Source organism: Agrobacterium sp. CFBP 3001, from assembly GCF_027871605.1.
GTDB classification, from domain to species: domain Bacteria; phylum Pseudomonadota; class Alphaproteobacteria; order Rhizobiales; family Rhizobiaceae; genus Agrobacterium; species Agrobacterium leguminum.
On the sequence record NZ_JAQAHD010000024.1, the window covers coordinates 24198 to 44227 of the forward strand.

The window sequence follows — 20030 nt, forward strand, 5'->3', positions numbered from 1 at the left end:
GCGCCGGTGGATGTCCACGGCCATCACATGCAGCTGACGCTGATAGTTGAAACCACCGTCCCGCATAGCCTCCGCAAGCGGTGGCGCCGACAGGGTGGGGCTTTGACTTTCGCGCATGGGTCTCGATGTCACCGAACTCGATGCTCAGGCGCTTGCCGGCGACCTGTCTTCCTTCACGACGATCGTTATCGGCATCTTTGCTTTCGGCATCCGCAGGGGTCTGGCCGCGGCAGCAGAAAATCTTCATCGTTTCGTTGAAGATGGCGGCCATCTCGTCACGCTCTATCACCGGCCGACCGATGGATGGAACCCGGAGACGACGCCTTTGAGGCGGCTTGAGATCGGCAAGCCTTCCTTGCGCTGGCGGGTGACCGACCCGCGGGCGGAGGTGACGGTGCTGACGCCTGAACATCCTTGCTTGTCGGCCCCAACAGGATCGATGATGCTGACTGGGCGGGGTGGACAAGGAACGCGGGCTCTATTTCGCCTCGCGCTGGGATGATGTCTACGAGCCGTTGCTTGCGATGCATGATGTCGAGAACCGCCGCTCAAGGGCGCGCTCGTCTCCGGTATCATAGGAAAGGGCCGTCACACCCATACCAGTCTCGTGCTGTATCATCAGATGGACAAGCTTGTGCCGGGGGCCTTCCGCCTCATGGCCAACCTTGTGCAGCCGGCGTGAATGGCGACGGCCAAAACGAAGAACAGGAAAACCCGCGCGAAACGGATACGCGCGCGGGCATAGGCTGGCTGTTGCTGGATATTACCCTTGTTGCGGGCGGAATGACCGCGCTCGTCAAGGCGCAGGGCGTCACCTATCCCGCCTTCCAGCTTGTCTTTATCAGGGCGATGATCGGTCTGCTCTTCATTCTGCCGCTCATCTGGCGGCACCGAATGGAAATGGTGCGCGTCCGATATCCATGGCGCAATATTTTCCGGATTTGCTGCAACGCCATCGCGCTCACCAGCAATTTTATCGGCATCACTCTTCTACTGCTTGCCACCGTCAATGCCGTCGGTTTTTCGCGACCGTTGGTGAGGATGGCGATGGCCGTTACCATTTTAGGGGAAAAAGTGAGCCGATATCGCTGGTCGGGGGCGTGTCTGGCCTTTGTCGGCGTTCTGATCGTCATCGCGCCGGGCGGCGCGGCATTCAATGCGGGGGTGCTGGTTGTCCTCGTCTCCGTGGTGTTCGGCGCTCTTGCAGTCATCCAGACCCGGGCGCTGCGGCAGGAAAACACCACGGTGATGATGGTGTTCTATACGGTCGGCCTTGCCGTCATCACCGCCGTTCCGGCGATCCGGACATGGAAGCCGGTCGCGCCGCTGGACTGGGGGCCGTTGCTCGCCATCGGCCTGCTGGCGCAGCTGGGGCAATATTGCTTCCTGCGGGCCTATCGCATTGCCGATGCCAGCATCCTTGCACCCGTTGGCTATCTATCGATCCTGTTCGTGACCGCTGTTGGATATTTCCTGTTTGACGAGGTGCCGGAGGCCCGTGTGGTGGTCGGTATCGTCATTATTCTCGTTGCCTTGCAGTCGACTGCCCTTGCGGAATATCTCCTGAAGAGGCTGCGCTGCAAACGGTGACGGGGCGCTCTGCCTCTATTGCGCGAGAAGCCGGAGCCTGATCCAGTTCAGTGCCGCAAGTTTGAAGCGATCGTAGAATGAACGCGCGAAACGTACATAGCGCATGATCCATGTGAGCCAGGGATAGGTGAGGAGCTTTTCCCGGCCGGCGTGATAAATACGCTCGACGATGAGGAATGTCGCGAGATGGGCAAGGACCGTCAGAACCAGCCCCGCTTTGACGGCGCCATGGGCAATGAGGACGAGACCGATGATCTTCATGGGTTCGGCGATGGCGAAGGGCACCGCAAGGCAAAGGAGAATGGCAAGACGCGGCAATCGCGCGATCCGGCTTTCCAGTCGCTTGATGAATGTCAGCCCGGATATGGCCCTGATGACGGGCCGGTAAAGCGGGCGGAAAATGCCGTCGAGGATCAGGGCGAAAACGATGATCGCCCGAAGCGGAAAGACGAGGATCGTCCGGATTATGCTCTTCACCTCGGCGGGTCTCCAAAAAGGGCGTAAGGCCCATCCTTAATCGCCTGAAACATGTCAAAACGAAGTCGTGTTGTCGTTCAGCCCTGCCGCACGCTCGCATACATGCCGGTGGTGCGGAATTCGCTCGGATTGGTGCCGTAGAGCCTGCGAAAGACCTTGGAAAAATAGTTCGGATCCTCGAAACCGCACAGCACCGACACCTCCTTGATGGGAAGGTTGGCCGCCGAGGTGAGAAGCTTGGCCGCCCGGCGCAGGCGTCGCTGCAGCACGAATTCCGCTGGCGAAAGGCCCTCGCTTGCCGCGAAGATGCGGGAAAAATGCGCGCGGCTAAGGCCTGCCACCGCCGCAAGGTCGCTGACCGAAAGTCGTTCGCCGAGATGGCTGTCTATGTAGCTCAGCACCTGTTGCATGGTGCGATATTCACCGCCGAAAGAAGGATGAGAACCGAAGACATCGTCATAAAGCGTCATTGCCGCTTCATAAGCCACGGCGGAGGCGGCGCCTGGCGTTTCCGCGCCATTGACGAGGCGCGAGCAGCATTCGGCAAGATGATCCACGGTCTCGGGCTGGAGCTTGAGGATCGGGCCGGTGACGGAGAGGATATTGCGGTGAATGCGCAGGGCTTCCTCGCCATTCATGGAAATCCAGAAGAATTCCCACTCCTTGCCTTCTTCCAGCCAGTAGCGGTGATTGTGCGGTATGAGCAGCAGCAGGGTTTCGCCCGGCCTCACCACATAATGGCGGTTCTCATAACGCAGGTTGCCCTGTCCGGCGATGCAATATTGCAGCACGGTAAAAGGCGTCTGGCCGCGTTTGCGCCCGTCCCAGTCGTAATTGCCACTGCGGCGGATTTCATAACCGCTGCTGGTCGGCATGGTGTGCAGCGTCTGGCGGCCGCGCGGCAGCGAGACGGTTCGCATGCCGGGTCCCTGATCGATCAAATCTCGCAGCACAAAATTACCCATGAAAGCATAATCCTTCTCTGGTCCTCACCGATATTATACGCATAATCCCGATCCGAGGAGACAGCCAGCGGGATATTGCTGCTGAAAAATTGGGAGTAAGGCCGGTTTTCCGGGATTCTTACGGGTATTTTTCTGCAATGCCATTTTACGATCCTGCGGCCCGTTTCACCCGTTCGATTTGCAACAGAGGTGGCGTTATGAGTTTCAAAATCGCTATTATTGGCGCAGGCAGCGTCGGTTTCACGAAAAAACTGTTCACCGATCTCCTGTGTGTGCCGGAGTTTCGCGATATTGAAGTCGCGCTGACGGATATCAGCCAGCACAATCTGGATATGATCAGGGCGATCCTCGAGAAGATCGTCGAGGCCAATGGTTTTCCCGTCAAGGTGACGGCCGATACCGACCGCAGGCGGGCGCTGGAGGGCGCGAAATATATCATCAGCTGCGTGCGGGTCGGCGGGCTGGAAGCCTATGCGGACGATATCCGCATTCCGCTGAAATACGGCATCGACCAGTGCGTGGGCGATACGATCTGCGCCGGCGGCATTCTCTACGGTCAGCGCAACATTCCCGTCATTCTGGATTTCTGCAAGGATATCCGCGAGGTCGCCGCACCAGGTGCGAAATTCCTGAACTATGCCAACCCTATGGCGATGAACACCTGGGCGGCCATCGAATATGGCAAGGTGGATACGGTCGGTCTCTGCCATGGCGTGCAGCACGGCGCGGAACAGATCGCCGAAATTCTCGGTGCGAAAAGCGTGTCCGAGCTGGATTACATCTGCTCCGGCATCAACCACCAGACATGGTTCGTCGATCTGAGGCTCAACGGTCGCAAGATCGGCAAGGACGAGCTGGTCGCGGCCTTCGAGGCGCATCCGGTCTTCTCGCAGCAGGAGAAGCTGCGCATCGACGTGCTGAAGCGGTTCGGCGTTTATTCAACCGAGAGCAACGGTCATCTCTCCGAATATCTGCCGTGGTATCGCAAGCGGCCGGAAGAGATTGCCCGCTGGATCGATATGTCCGACTGGATTCACGGCGAAACCGGCGGCTACCTGCGCCATTCCACCGAGACGCGCAACTGGTTCGAAACCGAGTTTCCGCAGTTCCTTGCCTCAGCGGCAAAGCCCATCGATCCGGCCAGGCGCTCCAATGAACATGCGAGCCACATTCTGGAAGCGCTGGAAACTGGGCGCGTCTATCGCGGCCATTTCAACGTCAAGAACAATGGCGTCATCAGCAATCTGCCCGCCGATGCCATCATCGAATCCCCCGGTTTCGTCGACCGTTTCGGCATCAACATGGTCTCGGGGATAACGCTGCCGGAAGCCTGTGCGGCCACCTGCATGGCCTCCATCAACGTGCAGCGCATGTCCGTGCATGCGGCGGTCAGCGGCGATATCGATCTTTTGAAGCTTGCCGTGCTGCACGATCCGCTTGTCGGCGCCGTCGCCACGCCGGAGGAGGTCTGGCAGATGGTGGACGAAATGGTCGTCGCGCAGGCCCGCTGGCTGCCGCAATATGCCCATGCCGTGCCGGCAGCGAAGGAGCGGCTTGCGAAATCCAGCGTCAAGACCCGCGACTGGGCCGGTGCCGCACGCCGCAATGTGCGCTCCATCGAAGAATTGCGGGCCGAAAGATCGGCGCTGAAAAAGGCTGTTTGAAGGAAAAGGCATGGGAACAGGCCGGGCGGCGGAAGGGAGTTCGCCGCCACGGCCAGAACGATCACAGAGGGTGGGCGGTCGAAGAGCTGCCATTTGGGAGGAATGACGATGTTACTTCAACGCAGGATCGGTATCATCTCGGCACTGGGTCTCGGTGTTTCGATGATCGCACTCAATGCGAATGCCTTCGAGACCACCACGCCGCCGGAGCCGCCGCAATTTCCGGCCGAAGGCAAGATCAACTACGTGGCGCGCGATTCGATCCTCGAATTCAAGGCGCTGCCGAGCTACAGCGAGCCTGACTGGGTCAGCGAGAAATTCGAAAAGACCGGCAAGCTGCCGCCGCTGAAGGAGCGCCTGCCGGAAGAACCGCTGGTCTACAAGACCGGCAATATGCCCGACGGTATGGGCGTTTACGGCGATACGATGCGCCATGTGGTCGGCGGCAGGCCCGAGGGCTGGAACTATATTGCCGGCCAGAGCCAGGGCTGGGGCGGCATCGATATCGCCCTTTCCGAATGCCTGACGCGCACCGCACCGCTCTTCCAGGTGGATGCCAAGGACACCGAACCGCTGCCCAATCTGGCGAAAAGCTGGGAATGGTCCGAGGATGGCCACAAGCTGACGATGCATCTCGTCAAGGGCGCCAAGTGGTCGGACGGCGAGCCCTTCAATGCCGATGACGTGATGTTCTACTGGGAAGATGCGGTCGTCGACCCCAATGTTTCACCGCTTGGCGGCGGCGCATCGCCCGAGGCTTTCGGTGAGGGAACGACCCTTAAAAAGATCGATGATTACACCGTCGAATGGACCTTCAAGGCAGCTTTTCCCAAGCAATATCTCTATACCATGGCCTATCCGAGCTTCTGCCCCGGGCCGTCGCATATTCTGAAACCGCAGCATCCGAAATATTCCAAGAATACCTATAACCAGTTCAAGAACGCTTTCCCGCCGGAATATATGAACATGCCGGTCATGGGGGCATGGGTGCCGGTCGCTTATCGGCCTGATGATATCATCGTGCTCCGGCGGAACCCCTATTACTGGAAGGTGGATGAGAAGGGCCAGCAGCTGCCTTATCTCAACGAAGTCCATTACAAGCTTTCCACCTGGGCCGACCGTGATGTGCAGGCCGTGGCGGGATCGGGCGATTTCTCCAACCTCGAACAGCCGGAGAATTTCGTCGCCTCGCTGAAACGCGCCGCCGACCCCAATGCGCCGGCCCGTCTTGCCTTTGGGCCGCGGCTTATCGGCTATAATCTGCAGATGAATTTTTCCGCCAATGGCTGGGGCAATCCGGATGAGCGTGGGCAGGCCATTCGTGAACTGAACCGCAACGAGGTGTTCCGTCAGGCCGTCACATCGGCCATCGATCGCAAGGCAGTCGGCGACTCGCTGGTGAAGGGGCCGTTCACGGCGATCTATCCGGGCGGCATTTCATCGGGCACCAGCTTCTATGACCGCGCCTCAACGGTTTATTACCCCTTCAACCTCGAGGCCGCCAAGGCCGCACTCGCCTCGATAGGCCTGAAGGATACGGACGGCGATGGTTTCCTGAATTTCCCGAAGGAAACGCTGGGTGGCCGCAATGTCGAGATTACCCTTCTCGTCAATAACGGTTACGCGACGGACAAGAGCCTCGCGGAAGGTCTTGTTGGCCAGATGGCGAAACTCGGCCTGCGCGTCGTCATCAACAGCCTCGATTCCAACCAGCGCGATGCCGCCCATTATGGCGGGCAGTTCGACTGGCTGGTGCGCCGCAACTCCACCGAGCTTTCATCCGTGGTGCAGAATACCGAGCAGCTTGCCCCTGTCGGCCCGCGCACCAGCTGGAACCACCGCTCGCCCGAAGGCAAGGAACTCGATCTGATGCCGTTCGAGAAGGAGATGGCCGATCTCGTTCGCAAGTTCATCTCCTCGCAGGACAATGCCGAGCGGGCCGAACTGATGAAGCAATATCAGAGGGTCTATACGCAGAACCTCTATACGATCGGCCTCACCGAATATCCCGGCGCGCTGATCGTCAACAAGCGGTTCTCGAATGTGCCGCAGGGCACGCCGATCTTCATGTTCAACTGGGCTGAAGACTCCATCATCCGCGAACGCCTTTGGGTCGCGGCCGACAAGCAGGGCAAATACGAACTCTTCCCGCAGCAGCTTCCCGGCAAGCCGGGCGAGGGCGGGCCGATTAACTAGAACTCCTCCCGGAGAAAACCCGGTACCGGTCGCGCGTGAAGCGCGGCCGGAGATACACGGCCCATCCAAACCGAGGAAGACCGTTCGATGCTGAGATTTCTGACGATACGCGTTGCATCCGCCATTCCGGTGTTGTTGATCCTGAGCGTGGTGACCTTCGCCATCATTCAGGCACCGCCCGGCGATTATGCCGACTACATCCGCTCGCAGCTGATGAACCAGGGCGGCGCGTCCTTCGAACAGGCGGAAGCGCAGGCTCAGGCTTATCGCATCGAGCACGGCCTCGATAAGCCGCTCGTCATTCAATATTTCAACTGGATCGGCGGCATCGTCACCCGCGGCGATTTCGGCTACAGCTTCTATTACAACAAGCCGGTCGCCGATGTGGTTGGCGAACGCCTGCCGCGCACCATTGCGCTGGCGCTGGTCTGCCACATCTTTGCATCGGTTCTCGGTATCGCCTTCGGCATCTGGGCGGCCACACGGCAATATTCCTGGGTCGACAATCTTCTGTCGACCGTTGCCTTCCTCGGCATGACGATCCCGCGCTTCCTGATGGCGCTGATCCTCGTCTATCTCATGGTGTTTCATTTCGACGTGTCGGAGATCGGCAGCTTCTTTTCGCCGCAATATGGCGGTGCGCCGTGGTCATGGGGCAAATTCGTCGATCTCGTCAGCCATGTCTGGCCGGTGGTCGCCATCGCCGTCTTCGGTGGGCTCGCCTATAATATGCGGGTGATGCGCGGCAATCTGCTCGATACGCTGAATGCACAATATGTCGAGACGGCGCGCGCCAAGGGTCTTTCGGAAGGCGCTGTCATCATGCGCCATGCGGTTCCGAACGCCGTGCACCCGCTCGTCATGTATCAGGGCGTGGTGCTGCCTTACATGTTGAGCGGCGAGATCGAAACCGCGATCATCTTCGCGTTGCCGACCGTCGGCCCGGCCATTGTCGGCTCCATGGCGGTGGGGGACGTCTATGTCACCGCGACCTTCATGATGGTGCTGGCTGCAACGCTGATCGTCGGCAACATCATCGCCGATATGCTGCTTGCCATGCTTGACCCGCGCGTTCGCGAATTCGGGAGGGCCTGAGATGATGGCGTTTGACGAGATGAAGACCGAAACCGCCACCGCAGCAAAACCCGACCGTTCCGCCCATGGCAACGAGACCTATCTCGCGCTGGTCTGGCGGCGTCTCAGACGCTCCTTCACCGGCATGGTCGGGCTGGTGCTGGTGGCGCTGCTGATCCTGATCGCCATCTTTGCAGATTTCTTCGCGCCGATGAACCCGCTCGAAACCCATGGCAGCTTCTCGCCGCCGCAGGTGGTGCGCTTCACCGACAAGGACGGCAATTTCAGCCTTGCACCGCGCGTCTATGCCATCGCCGAAACGGAAGAGCTTGATCCGGTCACCTTCCAGCCCATCGTCGGGCCGGATTACGACAATCCCGTCCATCTCGGCTTCTTCGTCAAAGGTGCGGAATACAGACTGCTGGGCCTTATCCCCACGAGCCGTCACTTCTTCGGTTCGACCGACGGCCAGCCGGTGCATTTTCTCGGCACCGACAAGTTTGGACGCGACGTGCTGTCGCGCGCCATTTATGGCTCGCGCATCTCGCTTGCCATCGCCTTGAGCGTCGTCGCCATCGTCACCGTCATCGGCACCAGTGTCGGCCTGATATCAGGCTATTTCGGCGGGCCGCTGGATGCCTGGGTGCAGCGTTTCGTTGAAGTGGTTCTGGCGTTTCCGCAATTGCCACTTTATCTCGCGCTGACGTCGCTCATTCCCGTCACCGCGCCGACCACCGTGTTTCTCGTTTTCGTCGTCGGTGTCATGTCGGCGCTTGGCTGGGCGCAGATGTCGCGCGAGGTGCGCGGCAAGACGCTGGCGCTGGCGCGCATCGATTATGTGCGGGCGGCTATTGCCGTCGGGGCAACCGACCGGCGCATCATCTTCCAGCACATCCTGCCGAATGTGATGAGCCATGTGATCGTCGCCGTGACACTGCATATTCCAAGCGTCGTGCTGCTCGAATCCTTCCTCGGTTTCCTCGGTTTTGCGGTGAAACCGCCGCTCATCTCCTGGGGGCTGATGCTGCAGGATACGGCGACCTATTCCGTCATCGGTTCCTATCCCTGGATTCTCGCGCCGGTCGGTTTCGTGCTGGTCACAGTCTTCGCCTTCAACGCGCTGGGCGACGGCCTGCGCGATGCCGTCGATCCCTATTGAGAGGAGCGTAATATGGTTGCTACTGCACAGAACAACACTTATGCGCCCACCATCCGCTTTGACGCCGATGACCGTCAGGACGATGCCATCATCGATGCCCGCAACATTGCCGTGACCTTCAAGGTGGAGCACGGCACGGTGGAGGCGGTGAAGGACATTTCCTTCCAGCTTTATAGCGGCGAGACGATTGCCATCGTCGGCGAATCCGGTTCGGGAAAATCCGTTACGGCCCGCACGATCATGGGGCTTTTGACGAAGCGGGCGACCGTTGCGAAATCCGCGACCGTGCGTTTCAACGGCGACGACATTCTGAAATTTTCCAGCCGTCAGCGGCGTGCGCTGCGCGGCAACCGCATCTCGATGATCTTTCAAGAGCCGATGAGTTCGCTGAACCCGATCTATACGATCGGCAGCCAGATCGTCGAGGCGATCCGCGTTCATTCGAAACTCAGCCGGAAAGAGGCCGAGGCGAGGGCGCTCGATCTTCTGCGGCAGGTGCAGATACCCGAACCGGAAGCGCGGCTCAAACAATATCCGCACCAGCTTTCAGGCGGCCAGCGGCAGCGTGTGATGATCGCCATGGCGCTCTCCAACGATCCCGACGTGCTGATCGCCGATGAGCCAACCACCGCGCTTGATGTGACGGTGCAGGCGCAAATCCTCAACCTCATCCGCGATCTCCAGAAGAAGCGCGGCATGGCCGTGGTTCTCATCACCCATGACCTGACGATCGTGAAGCAGTTTTCCGATTATGTCTATGTCATGCAGCACGGCGAGATGCGCGAGCACAATACCACGGAGCGGCTGTTTGCAGCGCCGCAGCACCCCTATACGAAAAGGCTGCTTGCCTCCGAACCGCATGGCACGGCAAAGCCGCTGCCGGAAAATTCCGGCGTGCTGCTGACGGCAAGCGGCGTGCGGGTCTCTTTCATGATGCGTTACGGCGGGCTGTTTAAACCCGAACTGAAGGAACTGATCGCCGTCGACAGTCTGGGGCTTACCCTCAATCGGCACGAGACGCTGGGGCTTGTCGGTGAATCCGGTTCCGGCAAGACGACCTTCGGCCAATCCCTGCTGCGGCTGAACGAGCCGGTTGCCGGGGAGGTGATCTTTGACGGGGAGAGGGTGGATGGCCGCTCCCGCGCTGAAATGCGGCCCCTGCGTTCGCGTATGCAGATCGTCTTTCAGGATCCCTTCGCCTCGCTCAATCCGCGCATGACCATCGGCCAGATCATCGAGGAAGGCCTCATCATCAACGACCTTGGGAAAACCAAGGCCGAGAGGCTAGACCGGGTGCGTGATGCACTGGAAGCGGCGGGCATGCCGGGCAATATCCTCTCGCGTTTTCCGCATGAATTCTCCGGCGGCCAACGGCAGCGCATCGCCATTGCCCGTGCCGTGGCGCTGGAGCCGGAATTCATCCTGCTCGATGAGCCGACCTCGGCGCTCGATCTTTCCGTGCAGGCGCAGATCATCGATCTCCTGCGCAAGCTGCAGGATGAGCGGGGCCTGAGCTACCTGTTCATCTCGCACGACCTGAAAGTGGTCCGCGCGCTCTGCCACCGCGTCATCGTCATGCAGCGCGGGCAGATCGTCGAGCAAGGGCCTGTCGAGGATGTGCTGACCAATCCGAAAACCGAATATACTCAGCGGCTTGTACGGGCCGCCTTCGAAATCGCTTGAATTCAAATGCTGGAGGTAGACATGGCAAGAGATCCCAAGATCACATTCATCGGCGCAGGCTCCACGGTGTTCATGAAGAACATCATCGGCGACGTGCTGCAGCGTCCGGCCCTTTCGGGCGCCACCATCGCACTGATGGATATCAACCGCGAGAGGTTGGAAGAAAGCGCCATCGTCGTCAACAAGCTGATTTCGACGCTTGGCGCAAAGGCGAAGGCCGAGAGCTACACGGACCAGAAAAAGGCGCTTGCCGGTGCCGATTTCGTCGTCGTCGCCTTCCAGATCGGCGGCTATGAGCCCTGCACGGTCACCGATTTCGAGGTGCCGCGTAAATATGGCCTGCGCCAGACCATCGCCGATACGCTCGGTGTCGGCGGCATCATGCGCGGCCTGCGCACCGTGCCGCATCTGTGGAAGATCTGCGAGGACATGCTGGCCGTCTGCCCCAACGCCATCATGCTGCAATATGTGAATCCCATGGCGATCAATACCTGGGCGATTGCCGAGAAATACCCGACGATCCGGCAGGTCGGCCTTTGCCATTCCGTGCAGGGCACGGCCATGGAACTCGCCCATGATCTCGATATCCCATACGAGGAAATCCGTTACCGTTCCGCCGGCATCAACCACATGGCGTTCTTCCTGGAGTTCGAGCACCGCCAGCCGGATGGAAGCTACAAGAACCTCTATCCCGATCTCGTGCGCGGTTACCGCGAAGGCCGTGCGCCAAAACCCGGATGGAACCCGCGCTGCCCCAACAAGGTGCGTTATGAGATGCTGACGCGGCTCGGTTATTTCGTCACCGAAAGCTCCGAGCATTTCGCCGAATATACGCCCTATTTCATCAAGGAAGGACGAGAGGACCTGATCGAGAAATTCGGTATCCCGCTCGATGAATACCCGAAGCGCTGCATCGAGCAGATCGAACGCTGGAAGGGGCAGGCGGCGGCCTATCGTTCGGCCGAGAAGATCGAGGTAAAGCAGTCAAAGGAATATGCCTCCTCCATCATCAACTCGGTCTGGACCGGCGAACCCTCGGTGATATACGGCAACCAGCGCAACAATGGCTGCATCACCTCGTTGCCATCGGATTGCGCGGCGGAAGTGCCCTGCCTTGTCGATCATAACGGCGTGCAGCCCACCTTTATCGGCGAATTGCCGCCGCAGCTCACCGCCCTCATGCGCACCAACATCAATGTGCAGGAACTGACGGTGCGGGCGCTGATGAGCGAAAACCGCGAGCACATCTTCCACGCGGCGATGATGGACCCGCATACGGCGGCGGAACTGGATCTCGACCAGATATGGTCGCTGGTGGACGATCTGCTGCTGGCCCATCGCGACTGGCTGCCGGAATGGACGCAGGTGGAGGTGAAGCGGGCGCGGGCGGTGTAAGGCGCCGGTCGCTGCGACAAAATACGAAGGTGCAGGCCCTCTCCTCCGTCATGCCGGACTAGATCCGGCATCCAGCCACGGCGCGTCTGCGTCGTGAGAAGACTCTTCCGCGATCAAGCACTTGATCGCGCTGGACCCCGGATCAAGCCCCGGGGTGACGGGGTGCGGATGATGCGGCTTTGCCGAACGCGGCCGTTTCATAGGGCTTTGCAACCCCTGAGGCCTGCCATCATCAGCCGGTTTAGGCGCCTGTCCGAAACCCTCAAAGCATTTGACTTGTGTCAAGGCCACAAGACACCTTGACGTCTAGACATCACCTGAACCCGATCTATCTCCCTCTTAAACATGAGAAGTGTCGGGTGCGAATACTAAACGCAAAGGTGGCTGGCTTCTTCGGTTTCATCGTATTAGGGTTGAAATTCGAAGGGTTCATGGGGAAAACGGATGTCTAAAAAAGGCTTGCTCGTTGGTCTGGTGATTCTGGTTCTTGCCGGTGTCGCCTATTTCTCCTGGTCAAAGCTGAAGGGTGAGGGACTTCCCGCCGGTTTCGTAGCCAGTAACGGCCGTATCGAGGCCGTTGAGATCGACATTTCCACCAAGACCGCCGGTCGCCTTCAGGACATCATGGTGCGTGAAGGCGATTTCGTGAAGGCCGGGCAGGTGCTTGCCCAGATGGATACGGCTCAACTGGAGGCGAGGAAACGTCAGGCGGAAGCACAGTTTCGCCGCGCGAAAATAGCAATCGATACGGCCCACAGCCTTGTCGCCCAGCGGGAGGCGGAAAAGACCTCGGCGCTGGCGGTGGTGGAACAGCGCAAGGCCCAGCTCGATTCCGCCTCCAAGACCTATGCGCGCTCGAAACAGCTGCTGACCGGCAACGCCGTCTCGCAGCAGATCGTCGATGACAGTGAAGCCGCCGAGCAGTCCGCCCGCGCCACGCTCGCTTCCGCCGAGGCCTCGCTTGCCGCCTCCGATGCCGCAATCAACGCCGCCAAGGCGCAGATCGTCGATGCCGAGGCGGCGGTGGATGCCGCGCAGGCCGATATTGAAAGCATCGAGACTGATATCGCCGATGCGACGCTGAAATCGCCTCGCGATGGCCGCGTGCAATATCGGATCGCCCAGCCCGGTGAGGTGCTGTCCGCCGGTGGACGGGTTCTGAACCTCGTCGATCTCGGCGATGTCTATATGACGTTCTTCCTGCCGACGGCCGAGGCCGGCCGCACGTCCATGGGCTCGGATGTGCGCCTGATGTTGGATGCCGCCCCGCAATATACCATCCCCGCCAAGGTTTCCTTCGTCGCCGATGTCGCGCAGTTCACACCGAAAACGGTCGAAACCGAAGAAGAACGCCAGAAGCTGACCTTCCGGGTGCGGGCGCAAATCCCGCAGGAGCTGCTGCAGAAATATATCCAATATGTCAAAACCGGGCTGCCCGGCATGGCCTATGTCCGGCTTGATCCGCAGGCCGCCTGGCCGGAAAACCTCGAACGCAATCTCGTCAAGTGACGGTGGCCACCATGGTCGCGCCTCCCGCAACGAATGACAGGCATGCACCGGTCGCGCGATTGGCCGATGTGCGGTTGACCTTCGGAAGCACCATTGCGCTGGCCGACATATCGGTCGAGATCCCCGCCGGGCGGATGATCGGGCTTATCGGGCCTGACGGTGTGGGCAAATCGAGCCTGTTGTCGCTCGTCTCCGGCGCGCGCGCCATCCAGAAAGGCAAGGTGGAGGTTCTGGGCGGCGATATGTCCGATCCGCGCCACCGCGAGGATACCTGCCCGCGTATCGCCTATATGCCGCAGGGTCTCGGCAAGAACCTTTATCCCACCCTGTCCGTCTTCGAGAATATCGATTTCTTCGGCAGGCTGTTCGGACAGGGCGGCAGGGAGCGGCAGGCGCGCATTGCCGAGCTGCTGAAAAGTACCGGCCTCGAGCCCTTCGCCGACCGCCCCGCGATGAAGCTTTCCGGCGGCATGAAGCAGAAGCTGGGGCTCTGCTGCGCGCTGATCCACGATCCCGACCTGCTCATTCTCGATGAGCCGACCACGGGCGTCGACCCACTGTCGCGGCGGCAATTCTGGGAGCTGATCGATTCCATCCGGGCCGGGCGTCCCGGCATGAGCGTCATCGTCGCCACGGCCTATATGGAAGAGGCCGCCGGTTTCGACTGGCTGGTCGCCATGGATGGCGGCAAGATATTAGCCACCGGCTCGCCTGCCGAACTTCTCGAGCGCACCTCCGCACCCAATCTCGATGCCGCCTTCATCGCGCTCCTTCCCGAAGAAAAGCGCAAGGGTTACCATGAAGTCCATATCGCGCCGCGCAAGGTGGCGGGTGAGGGCGACTATGCCATCGAGGCGTCGCATCTCAGCATGCGCTTCGGCGACTTTACCGCCGTCAACAATGTCAGCTTCAAGATTCCGCGCGGCGAGATTTTCGGCTTTCTCGGCTCGAACGGCTGCGGAAAATCCACCACCATGAAGATGTTGACGGGGCTTCTGGCGGCCAGCGAAGGCGAGGCCAAGCTTTTCGGGCACAAGGTGGATGCCAGCGACATGGCGATCCGTCACCGCGTCGGCTATATGAGCCAGGCCTTCTCGCTCTATTCCGAGCTGACGGTGCGGCAGAACCTCGATTTGCACGCCCGTCTGTTCAAGCTGCCGGAAGAGACCATTCAGCCGCGTATCGCCGAAATGGCCGAGCGTTTCGATCTCGGTGCGGTCATGGAAACCCTGCCGGACGACCTGCCGCTCGGCATCCGGCAGAGGCTGTCGCTGGCGGTGGCGATGATCCATTCGCCTGATATTCTCATCCTCGATGAACCGACCTCCGGCGTCGACCCGGTGGCACGGGACGGGTTCTGGCAAATCCTTGCCGATCTCTCGCGCAACGACAATGTCACCATTTTCATCTCCACCCATTTCATGAACGAGGCGGAGCGCTGCGACCGGATTTCGCTGATGCATGCCGGCAAGGTGCTGATCAGCGATACGCCCAATGCGATTACCAAAAGCCGCAATGCGGCAACGCTGGAAGAGGCTTTCGTCGCCTATCTCGAAGATGCTTCCGGCGTCAAAAAGGCGGAGCCTGCAGCAGCGCCCGTCGCGACAGCGGAGGTGCCAGCGACGCAACATGCTGCACCCAATCGTAAGAGGTTTTTCGATTTCAGGCGCATGTTCAGCTATACGCGCCGCGAGGCGCTGGAACTGCAGCGGGATCCCATTCGCGGCACGCTGGCGGTGCTCGGCAGCGTCATCCTGATGTTCGTCATCGGATACGGTATCAATCTCGATGTCGAGGACCTGACCTTCGCGGTGCTGGACCGTGACGATTCCACCATCAGCCGCGATTACGTGCTCGACATTGCCGGCTCCCGTTATTTCATCGAGAAGGAACCGATCCGCGATTATGCCGATATGGACCGACGGATGCGTGACGGGGAACTCAGCCTTGCCATCGAAATCCCCCCCGGTTTCGGCCGCGACGTGTTGCGCGGCAAGACGGTGGAGGTGGGCGCCTGGATCGACGGCGCCATGCCGCAGCGGGCGGAAACCGTTCGCGGATACGTGCAGGGCATGCACCAGACATGGCTGGCGCGCAAGGCGGCCGAGATTTACGGCAGCGGGGCGACGCAAAGCACTTTCAGCATCGAAACGCGCTATCGATACAATCCGGACGTCAAAAGCCTCGTCGCCATGGTGCCGGCGGTCATTCCGCTGCTGCTCATGCTCATTCCCGCCATGCTGGCGGCGCTCAGCGTCGTCAGGGAAAAGGAACTCGGCTCCATCGTCAATCTTTACGTGACGCCGACCACCCGGCTGGAATTCCTGATCGGCAAGCAGCTTCCTTATGTCGCCCTCGGCATGCTCAATTTCCTGCTTCTGACGGCCTTCGCCATCTTCATCTTCCAGGTGCCCTTCACCGGAAGTTATCTCGCCTATGCGACGGGAGCGCTGCTCTATGTCGTCATCGCCACCTCCATCGGCCTTCTCATGTCGTCCTTCATGAAGAGCCAGATCGCGGCGATCTTCGGCACGGCCCTGCTGACGCTCATTCCGGCAACGCAATATTCGGGAATGATCGATCCCGTTTCGTCGCTACAGGGGGCGGGCGCCTTTATCGGCAATATCTATCCCGCCACCTATTTCATGACCATTTCGCGCGGCACCTTCTCCAAGGGGCTGGATTTCGCCGGGCTTTCCGGCTCGTTCCTGCCGCTTCTCATTGCCATTCCGCTGCTTCTCATTGCCGGCGCCGCACTTTTGAGGAAACAGGCGTCATGAGGCTGTTTTCGTCCAACATCTTCCAGCTCGGCATCAAGGAACTGCGCGGCCTTGCGCGTGACGGCATGTTGCTGCTGCTCATCGTCTACGCCTTCACGCTGCAGATCTACACCGGCTCCAGCGCGCTGCCGGAGACGCTGAACAATGCCGCCATCGCCATCGTCGACGAGGATCAGTCACCGCTTTCAGGGCGCATCAGCACGGCTTTTTATCCGCCCTATTTCTCCCCGCCGAAGCAGATTTCCATTGCGGAAATGGACAAGCGCATGGATGCGGGCCTCGATACCTTCGCGCTCAATATCCCGCCGGATTTCCAGCGCCGGCTGATGGCCGGGCAGCAACCCGCTATCCAGCTCAATATCGACGCCACCCGCATGAGCCAGGCTTTCAGTGGCGGCGGTTACGTGCAGAGCATCGTAACGAGTGAAGTTCAGGAATATATCAACCGTTATCGCGGTGCGACGTCGGTGCCGGTGGACCTGACGCTACGCTCCCGTTTCAACCCGGAGCTGGACAAGTCGTGGTTCGGGTCGATCAACAACATCATCACCGCTATCACCATGCTGTCGATCGTGCTGACGGGGGCCGCGCTCATTCGCGAGCGCGAGCATGGCACGGTCGAGCATCTGCTGGTCATGCCGGTCACGCCGCTGGAAATCATGCTCAGCAAGGTCTGGTCCATGGGCCTTGTCGTGCTGGTGGCCTCCGCATTTTCCCTGTTCGTAGTCGTCAGGGGCCTGCTCGCCATTCCAATCGAAGGCTCGCTCTTGCTCTTCCTGCTCGGAACGGCGTTGCAGCTCTTCGCCATGACGTCGATGGGCATCTTCCTTGCGACCGTTGCAGGCTCCATGCCGCAATTCGGCATGCTGCTGATCCTGTTCCTGCTGCCGTTGCAGGTGCTCTCCGGCGCCATGACGCCGCGTGAAAGCATGCCTGATATCATCCAGTACATCATGCTTCTCGCACCCAACACCCATTTCGTCATACTGGCGCAATCGGTGCTTTTCAGGGGGGCGGGGCTGGATGTGGTCTGGCCGCAATTGCTGGCGCTGCTGGCCATCGGCTCCGCGCTTTTCGTTTTCGCGCTTCGCCGTTTCAGGCGTTTCCTGCGCTGATTCCGCCTATTTCCGCGCAAGTTGAATTAATTGTGTTCGGTAACGGTATGTTCGCCTTCCGTGAATATGCCTATGAGGACGGCTGGGTAAGCGGGCTTTGTTCAGGAGTAGCAAAATGAATATTGCAGCACGTCTGTCACTGGCAGCCATGATCGCACTGGCGGCAACGCCATCTCTTGCGTCAGAAGATATGACGTCGGAGACGAGCGAAGCGATATTCGGTTTCGGCGGCGTCCTGACGAAAGAGGACATGCTGAAAAGTGCAGCCCTCATTCCGGTGGAATATGAGCGCAATGCCATTCTGGGCGGCGGCTATCAGTTCTACCCCTACCACATCGGTAACGTGAAACTCGGCGGCGAAATCGGCGTCGCCGCCAGATTTGGCAAGGGCTTTACCGGTGAAGTCTGGGCGGGTCCGGTTGCACGTTACGAGCAGATCAGGCTCGGAGAGCGGCTGTTCATCACGCCGAGCTTTACCGCCGGCCTCAGCCTCGTCACGGATGCGCAGCGTGGCCGCGAGCGGGAACAGGAAATCAAGGACAACGGCAACGCGAATGTCCTGTTTTATCTGGGACCGGAAATCAACGTGTCCTTCAGCGAGGATTCTTCGACGGAATTCTTCTGGCGTCTTCACCACCGTTCCGGCGGTGGCAAAACACTGGGCAATATGAAAGGCGCCACAAACGCCAACGTATTCGGCGTCCGCTACAAGTTCTGAGCGGCGGGGGGCGGTTCTAGGCCCGGCGAACCGTCTGAATTTTAGTCACGTTTCTTTTTCGTCGCAAAGTGTCATGGGGAACCCTTGCGTCTGGCGCATGGGTGGATTGCCTTATTCTGCCTGTTAATTCGTCATCGAAAAGCGCATATAGGGGGCATCAAAGGACGCCGGAACGAAAACGTTACTGACGTCACCTAAACCTCAGAAAGGGTAATGTCATGAACGTAGCACGCAGCTTCAATAACTGGCGCAAATATCGTCAGACCATCAACGAACTCGGCCGTATGAGCACCCGTGAACTGCACGATCTCGGTATCGATCGTAGCCAGATCACCAGCGTCGCCCGCGCCGCCGTTGGCAGGTAATCAAGGCGATATCGCCTCTTTTGAATGCACAAACGCCCGCTCAGCGGGCGTTTTTGTTTTGGGGATATGGGATGCTTCTGCCGCGAATATCCGCCAGATAATCCGGCGATGTCGAAGTGCCAGCCGAAGGGCGGGGTTTTCTCGACGTCAGGCGATGAATATCGCCATGCATTGAATGCATATCTGTACTGCAAGCTTATGCCTGTCAAATACGCAGAAAAATGCTATCTTCCAATCATCGAAAGGGATGTACCTCCTCCCACATCCTTTTGGTAAAGCGGGTGATCCTACTCCTCCTCCCAAAGGATTGCCCCGGGGACAGCGGTTTTCCTCCTCCCATATCGCTGTTCATCTTTTCAAAAAGCCTGCCGCACCTCCTCCCGCGGCAGGCTTTTTTGTTTTCAGAAACTTGCCTTTGTCTTCAGGAAATATCTCAGTCGAAAGCCATCATGCCGATGGGCGTCACGGCGTGGGCGCCTGCACGTTTGGCAAGGGCATAGGCGAGGCACTGCTCCACGGCATCCTGCGGCACGGGTTTGGCGATTACGCCGGCGCCGATGCCGAGATTGACGACGACTTCGGGGTTTGCCGTCATGAAGATCACCACCACGCCATGATCTTGTGAAAGCCGCCGTCCGATTTCCGGGCCGGTCTGTCCGTCTGCAAGGTTGACGTCGACAAAGGCGATATCGGCGCGGCTGCCAAGCGCCACGGCGTCTTCCAGCCGGTTGGCGATACCGATGACATCTGCCTCTTCTTCCGCCTGCAAAATGGAATCCTCTATATCCATGGCGATGAGGAATTCGTCTTCCACGATCAGCACACGCGGCTGTTCCGTGCGGAAACCCGGTTCGTTTTGCAAGACGTCTGCCAACATATGCCTGCCTCCATTCTGTGTTTCAGAGCAACGGATTGAAAACTGAATCGCGGTTGCGGATCATCCGAGGCTTCAACTAAACCCGGAGCGGCGGGACCGGTTCCGTTTTATTTCCCGCCGCTCCAGCGCGGTCGGCATGCAAACACTTCTCGGCGCAACTCGTTCCAAAGTGAGATAAACATAGTGAATGGAGTGTAAACGGTGTGCCTTTTCGGCTATCACCTTACAAGAGCGAAGCAGTTGATTCGGTTCGGTTTTCATCCGGGGAAGGGGTCGGAGAACGTCGCCGTGGAGCATCTTTCGCCCCCTGGAACACCGTTCTTTCGCCATTATGGGGTGAAAGGCCGGCATGAAAATTCAAAGCGTTACAGCCTCTTTTCCCCATCGGGGAGGAAGCGCTGTAACCTTGCCGATCATTCGCGTGCCGCAGTCAAAGAACGGCGCGGGACCCTATGAGTTTAGA

General features: G+C 59.5%; 15 protein-coding genes and 1 pseudogene. 13 read left to right on the forward strand and 3 right to left on the reverse strand.

The genetic code is table 11. From position 1 onward, the window contains the following. Nucleotides 1-76: 76 nt before the first annotated feature. Both PH605_RS21980 and PH605_RS21985 read left to right on the forward strand, forming a co-directional pair. Nucleotides 77-682, forward strand: a pseudogene (locus tag PH605_RS21980) (PIG-L family deacetylase); the annotation flags it as partial. Continuing rightward, a complete protein-coding gene (locus PH605_RS21985) occupies nucleotides 679-1590 on the forward strand; it encodes a DMT family transporter (protein WP_142846070.1) in 912 nt (303 codons plus the stop codon). The pseudogene PH605_RS21980 and the gene PH605_RS21985, both read left to right, overlap by 4 nt. A 15-nt stretch (nucleotides 1591-1605) precedes the next feature. Here PH605_RS21985 and PH605_RS21990 read toward each other — a convergent pair whose 3' ends face one another. Next, nucleotides 1606-2067, reverse strand: a complete 462-nt coding sequence (locus PH605_RS21990; RefSeq protein WP_142846069.1) for a hypothetical protein — start codon at nucleotides 2065-2067, stop codon at nucleotides 1606-1608. 77 nt (nucleotides 2068-2144) lie between these two features. Next, nucleotides 2145-3032: an AraC family transcriptional regulator gene (locus PH605_RS21995; protein WP_125146201.1), complete on the reverse strand. Its 888-nt coding sequence runs from the start codon at nucleotides 3030-3032 to the stop codon at nucleotides 2145-2147. A gap of 197 nt (nucleotides 3033-3229) precedes the next feature. Between PH605_RS21995 and PH605_RS22000 the strand changes: the two genes are divergently transcribed. From PH605_RS22000 to PH605_RS22050, 11 genes are all read left to right on the forward strand, one after another. Continuing rightward, complete coding sequence (locus tag PH605_RS22000; protein ID WP_142846067.1) at nucleotides 3230-4696, forward strand: alpha-glucosidase/alpha-galactosidase; 1467 nt, start codon at nucleotides 3230-3232, stop codon at nucleotides 4694-4696. Between the two features lie 108 nt (nucleotides 4697-4804). After that, on the forward strand, nucleotides 4805-6892 hold the full coding sequence (locus PH605_RS22005) for an ABC transporter substrate-binding protein (RefSeq protein ID WP_142846065.1): 2088 nt from the start codon (nucleotides 4805-4807) through the stop codon (nucleotides 6890-6892). Between the two features lie 87 nt (nucleotides 6893-6979). Next, nucleotides 6980-7987, forward strand: coding sequence for an ABC transporter permease (locus PH605_RS22010; RefSeq protein ID WP_137005706.1), 1008 nt, complete (start codon nucleotides 6980-6982; stop codon nucleotides 7985-7987). A 1-nt stretch (nucleotide 7988) separates the two neighbouring features. Further along, the gene (locus PH605_RS22015; RefSeq protein ID WP_142846063.1) at nucleotides 7989-9125 is read left to right on the forward strand and encodes an ABC transporter permease; all 1137 of its coding nucleotides are present in this window, start codon (nucleotides 7989-7991) and stop codon (nucleotides 9123-9125) included. 12 nt (nucleotides 9126-9137) lie between these two features. Beyond that, nucleotides 9138-10808 carry an ABC transporter ATP-binding protein gene (locus tag PH605_RS22020; protein WP_142846061.1) on the forward strand — a complete coding sequence of 557 codons (1671 nt, stop codon included), beginning with the start codon at nucleotides 9138-9140 and terminating at the stop codon, nucleotides 10806-10808. A 21-nt stretch (nucleotides 10809-10829) separates the two neighbouring features. After that, nucleotides 10830-12203, forward strand: a complete 1374-nt coding sequence (locus PH605_RS22025) for an alpha-glucosidase/alpha-galactosidase (protein WP_142846059.1) — start codon at nucleotides 10830-10832, stop codon at nucleotides 12201-12203. Nucleotides 12204-12647: 444 nt separating this feature from the next. Further along, nucleotides 12648-13712 (forward strand): HlyD family secretion protein, encoded by a 1065-nt coding sequence (locus PH605_RS22030; protein WP_142846057.1) that lies wholly within the window; start codon nucleotides 12648-12650, stop codon nucleotides 13710-13712. Between the two features lie 11 nt (nucleotides 13713-13723). After that, entirely contained in the window at nucleotides 13724-16492 is a 2769-nt protein-coding gene (gene rbbA / locus PH605_RS22035) for a ribosome-associated ATPase/putative transporter RbbA (protein ID WP_142846055.1), read from the forward strand. Further along, nucleotides 16489-17607: an ABC transporter permease gene (locus tag PH605_RS22040; protein WP_078053905.1), complete on the forward strand. Its 1119-nt coding sequence runs from the start codon at nucleotides 16489-16491 to the stop codon at nucleotides 17605-17607. The genes rbbA and PH605_RS22040 overlap by 4 nt, the downstream gene beginning before the upstream one ends. A 115-nt stretch (nucleotides 17608-17722) precedes the next feature. Next, nucleotides 17723-18325, forward strand: a complete 603-nt coding sequence (locus PH605_RS22045) for a hypothetical protein (RefSeq protein ID WP_020811652.1) — start codon at nucleotides 17723-17725, stop codon at nucleotides 18323-18325. Nucleotides 18326-18543: 218 nt separating this feature from the next. Next, nucleotides 18544-18690: a DUF1127 domain-containing protein gene (locus PH605_RS22050; RefSeq protein ID WP_003521716.1), complete on the forward strand. Its 147-nt coding sequence runs from the start codon at nucleotides 18544-18546 to the stop codon at nucleotides 18688-18690. Nucleotides 18691-19123: 433 nt separating this feature from the next. Here the strand turns inward: PH605_RS22050 and PH605_RS22055 are convergent, their stop codons facing one another. Continuing rightward, a complete protein-coding gene (locus tag PH605_RS22055) occupies nucleotides 19124-19567 on the reverse strand; it encodes a response regulator (protein ID WP_065657684.1) in 444 nt (147 codons plus the stop codon). Between the last annotated feature and the right edge of the window lie 463 nt (nucleotides 19568-20030).

Excerpts from the sequence above, each read along its gene's own strand:
- PH605_RS21995 (WP_125146201.1), bottom strand. The coding sequence starts at position 3,032 with ATGGGTAATTTTGTGCTGCGAGATTTGATCGATCAGGGACCCGGCATG.
- PH605_RS22000 (WP_142846067.1), top strand. The coding sequence starts at position 3,230 with ATGAGTTTCAAAATCGCTATTATTGGCGCAGGCAGCGTCGGTTTCACG.
- PH605_RS22005 (WP_142846065.1), top strand. The coding sequence starts at position 4,805 with ATGTTACTTCAACGCAGGATCGGTATCATCTCGGCACTGGGTCTCGGT.
- PH605_RS22010 (WP_137005706.1), top strand. The coding sequence starts at position 6,980 with ATGCTGAGATTTCTGACGATACGCGTTGCATCCGCCATTCCGGTGTTG.
- PH605_RS22015 (WP_142846063.1), top strand. The coding sequence starts at position 7,989 with ATGATGGCGTTTGACGAGATGAAGACCGAAACCGCCACCGCAGCAAAA.
- PH605_RS22020 (WP_142846061.1), top strand. The coding sequence starts at position 9,138 with ATGGTTGCTACTGCACAGAACAACACTTATGCGCCCACCATCCGCTTT.
- PH605_RS22025 (WP_142846059.1), top strand. The coding sequence starts at position 10,830 with ATGGCAAGAGATCCCAAGATCACATTCATCGGCGCAGGCTCCACGGTG.
- PH605_RS22030 (WP_142846057.1), top strand. The coding sequence starts at position 12,648 with ATGTCTAAAAAAGGCTTGCTCGTTGGTCTGGTGATTCTGGTTCTTGCC.
- rbbA (WP_142846055.1), top strand. The coding sequence starts at position 13,724 with ATGGTCGCGCCTCCCGCAACGAATGACAGGCATGCACCGGTCGCGCGA.
- PH605_RS22040 (WP_078053905.1), top strand. The coding sequence starts at position 16,489 with ATGAGGCTGTTTTCGTCCAACATCTTCCAGCTCGGCATCAAGGAACTG.
- PH605_RS22045 (WP_020811652.1), top strand. The coding sequence starts at position 17,723 with ATGAATATTGCAGCACGTCTGTCACTGGCAGCCATGATCGCACTGGCG.
- PH605_RS22050 (WP_003521716.1), top strand. The coding sequence starts at position 18,544 with ATGAACGTAGCACGCAGCTTCAATAACTGGCGCAAATATCGTCAGACC.
- PH605_RS22055 (WP_065657684.1), bottom strand. The coding sequence starts at position 19,567 with ATGTTGGCAGACGTCTTGCAAAACGAACCGGGTTTCCGCACGGAACAG.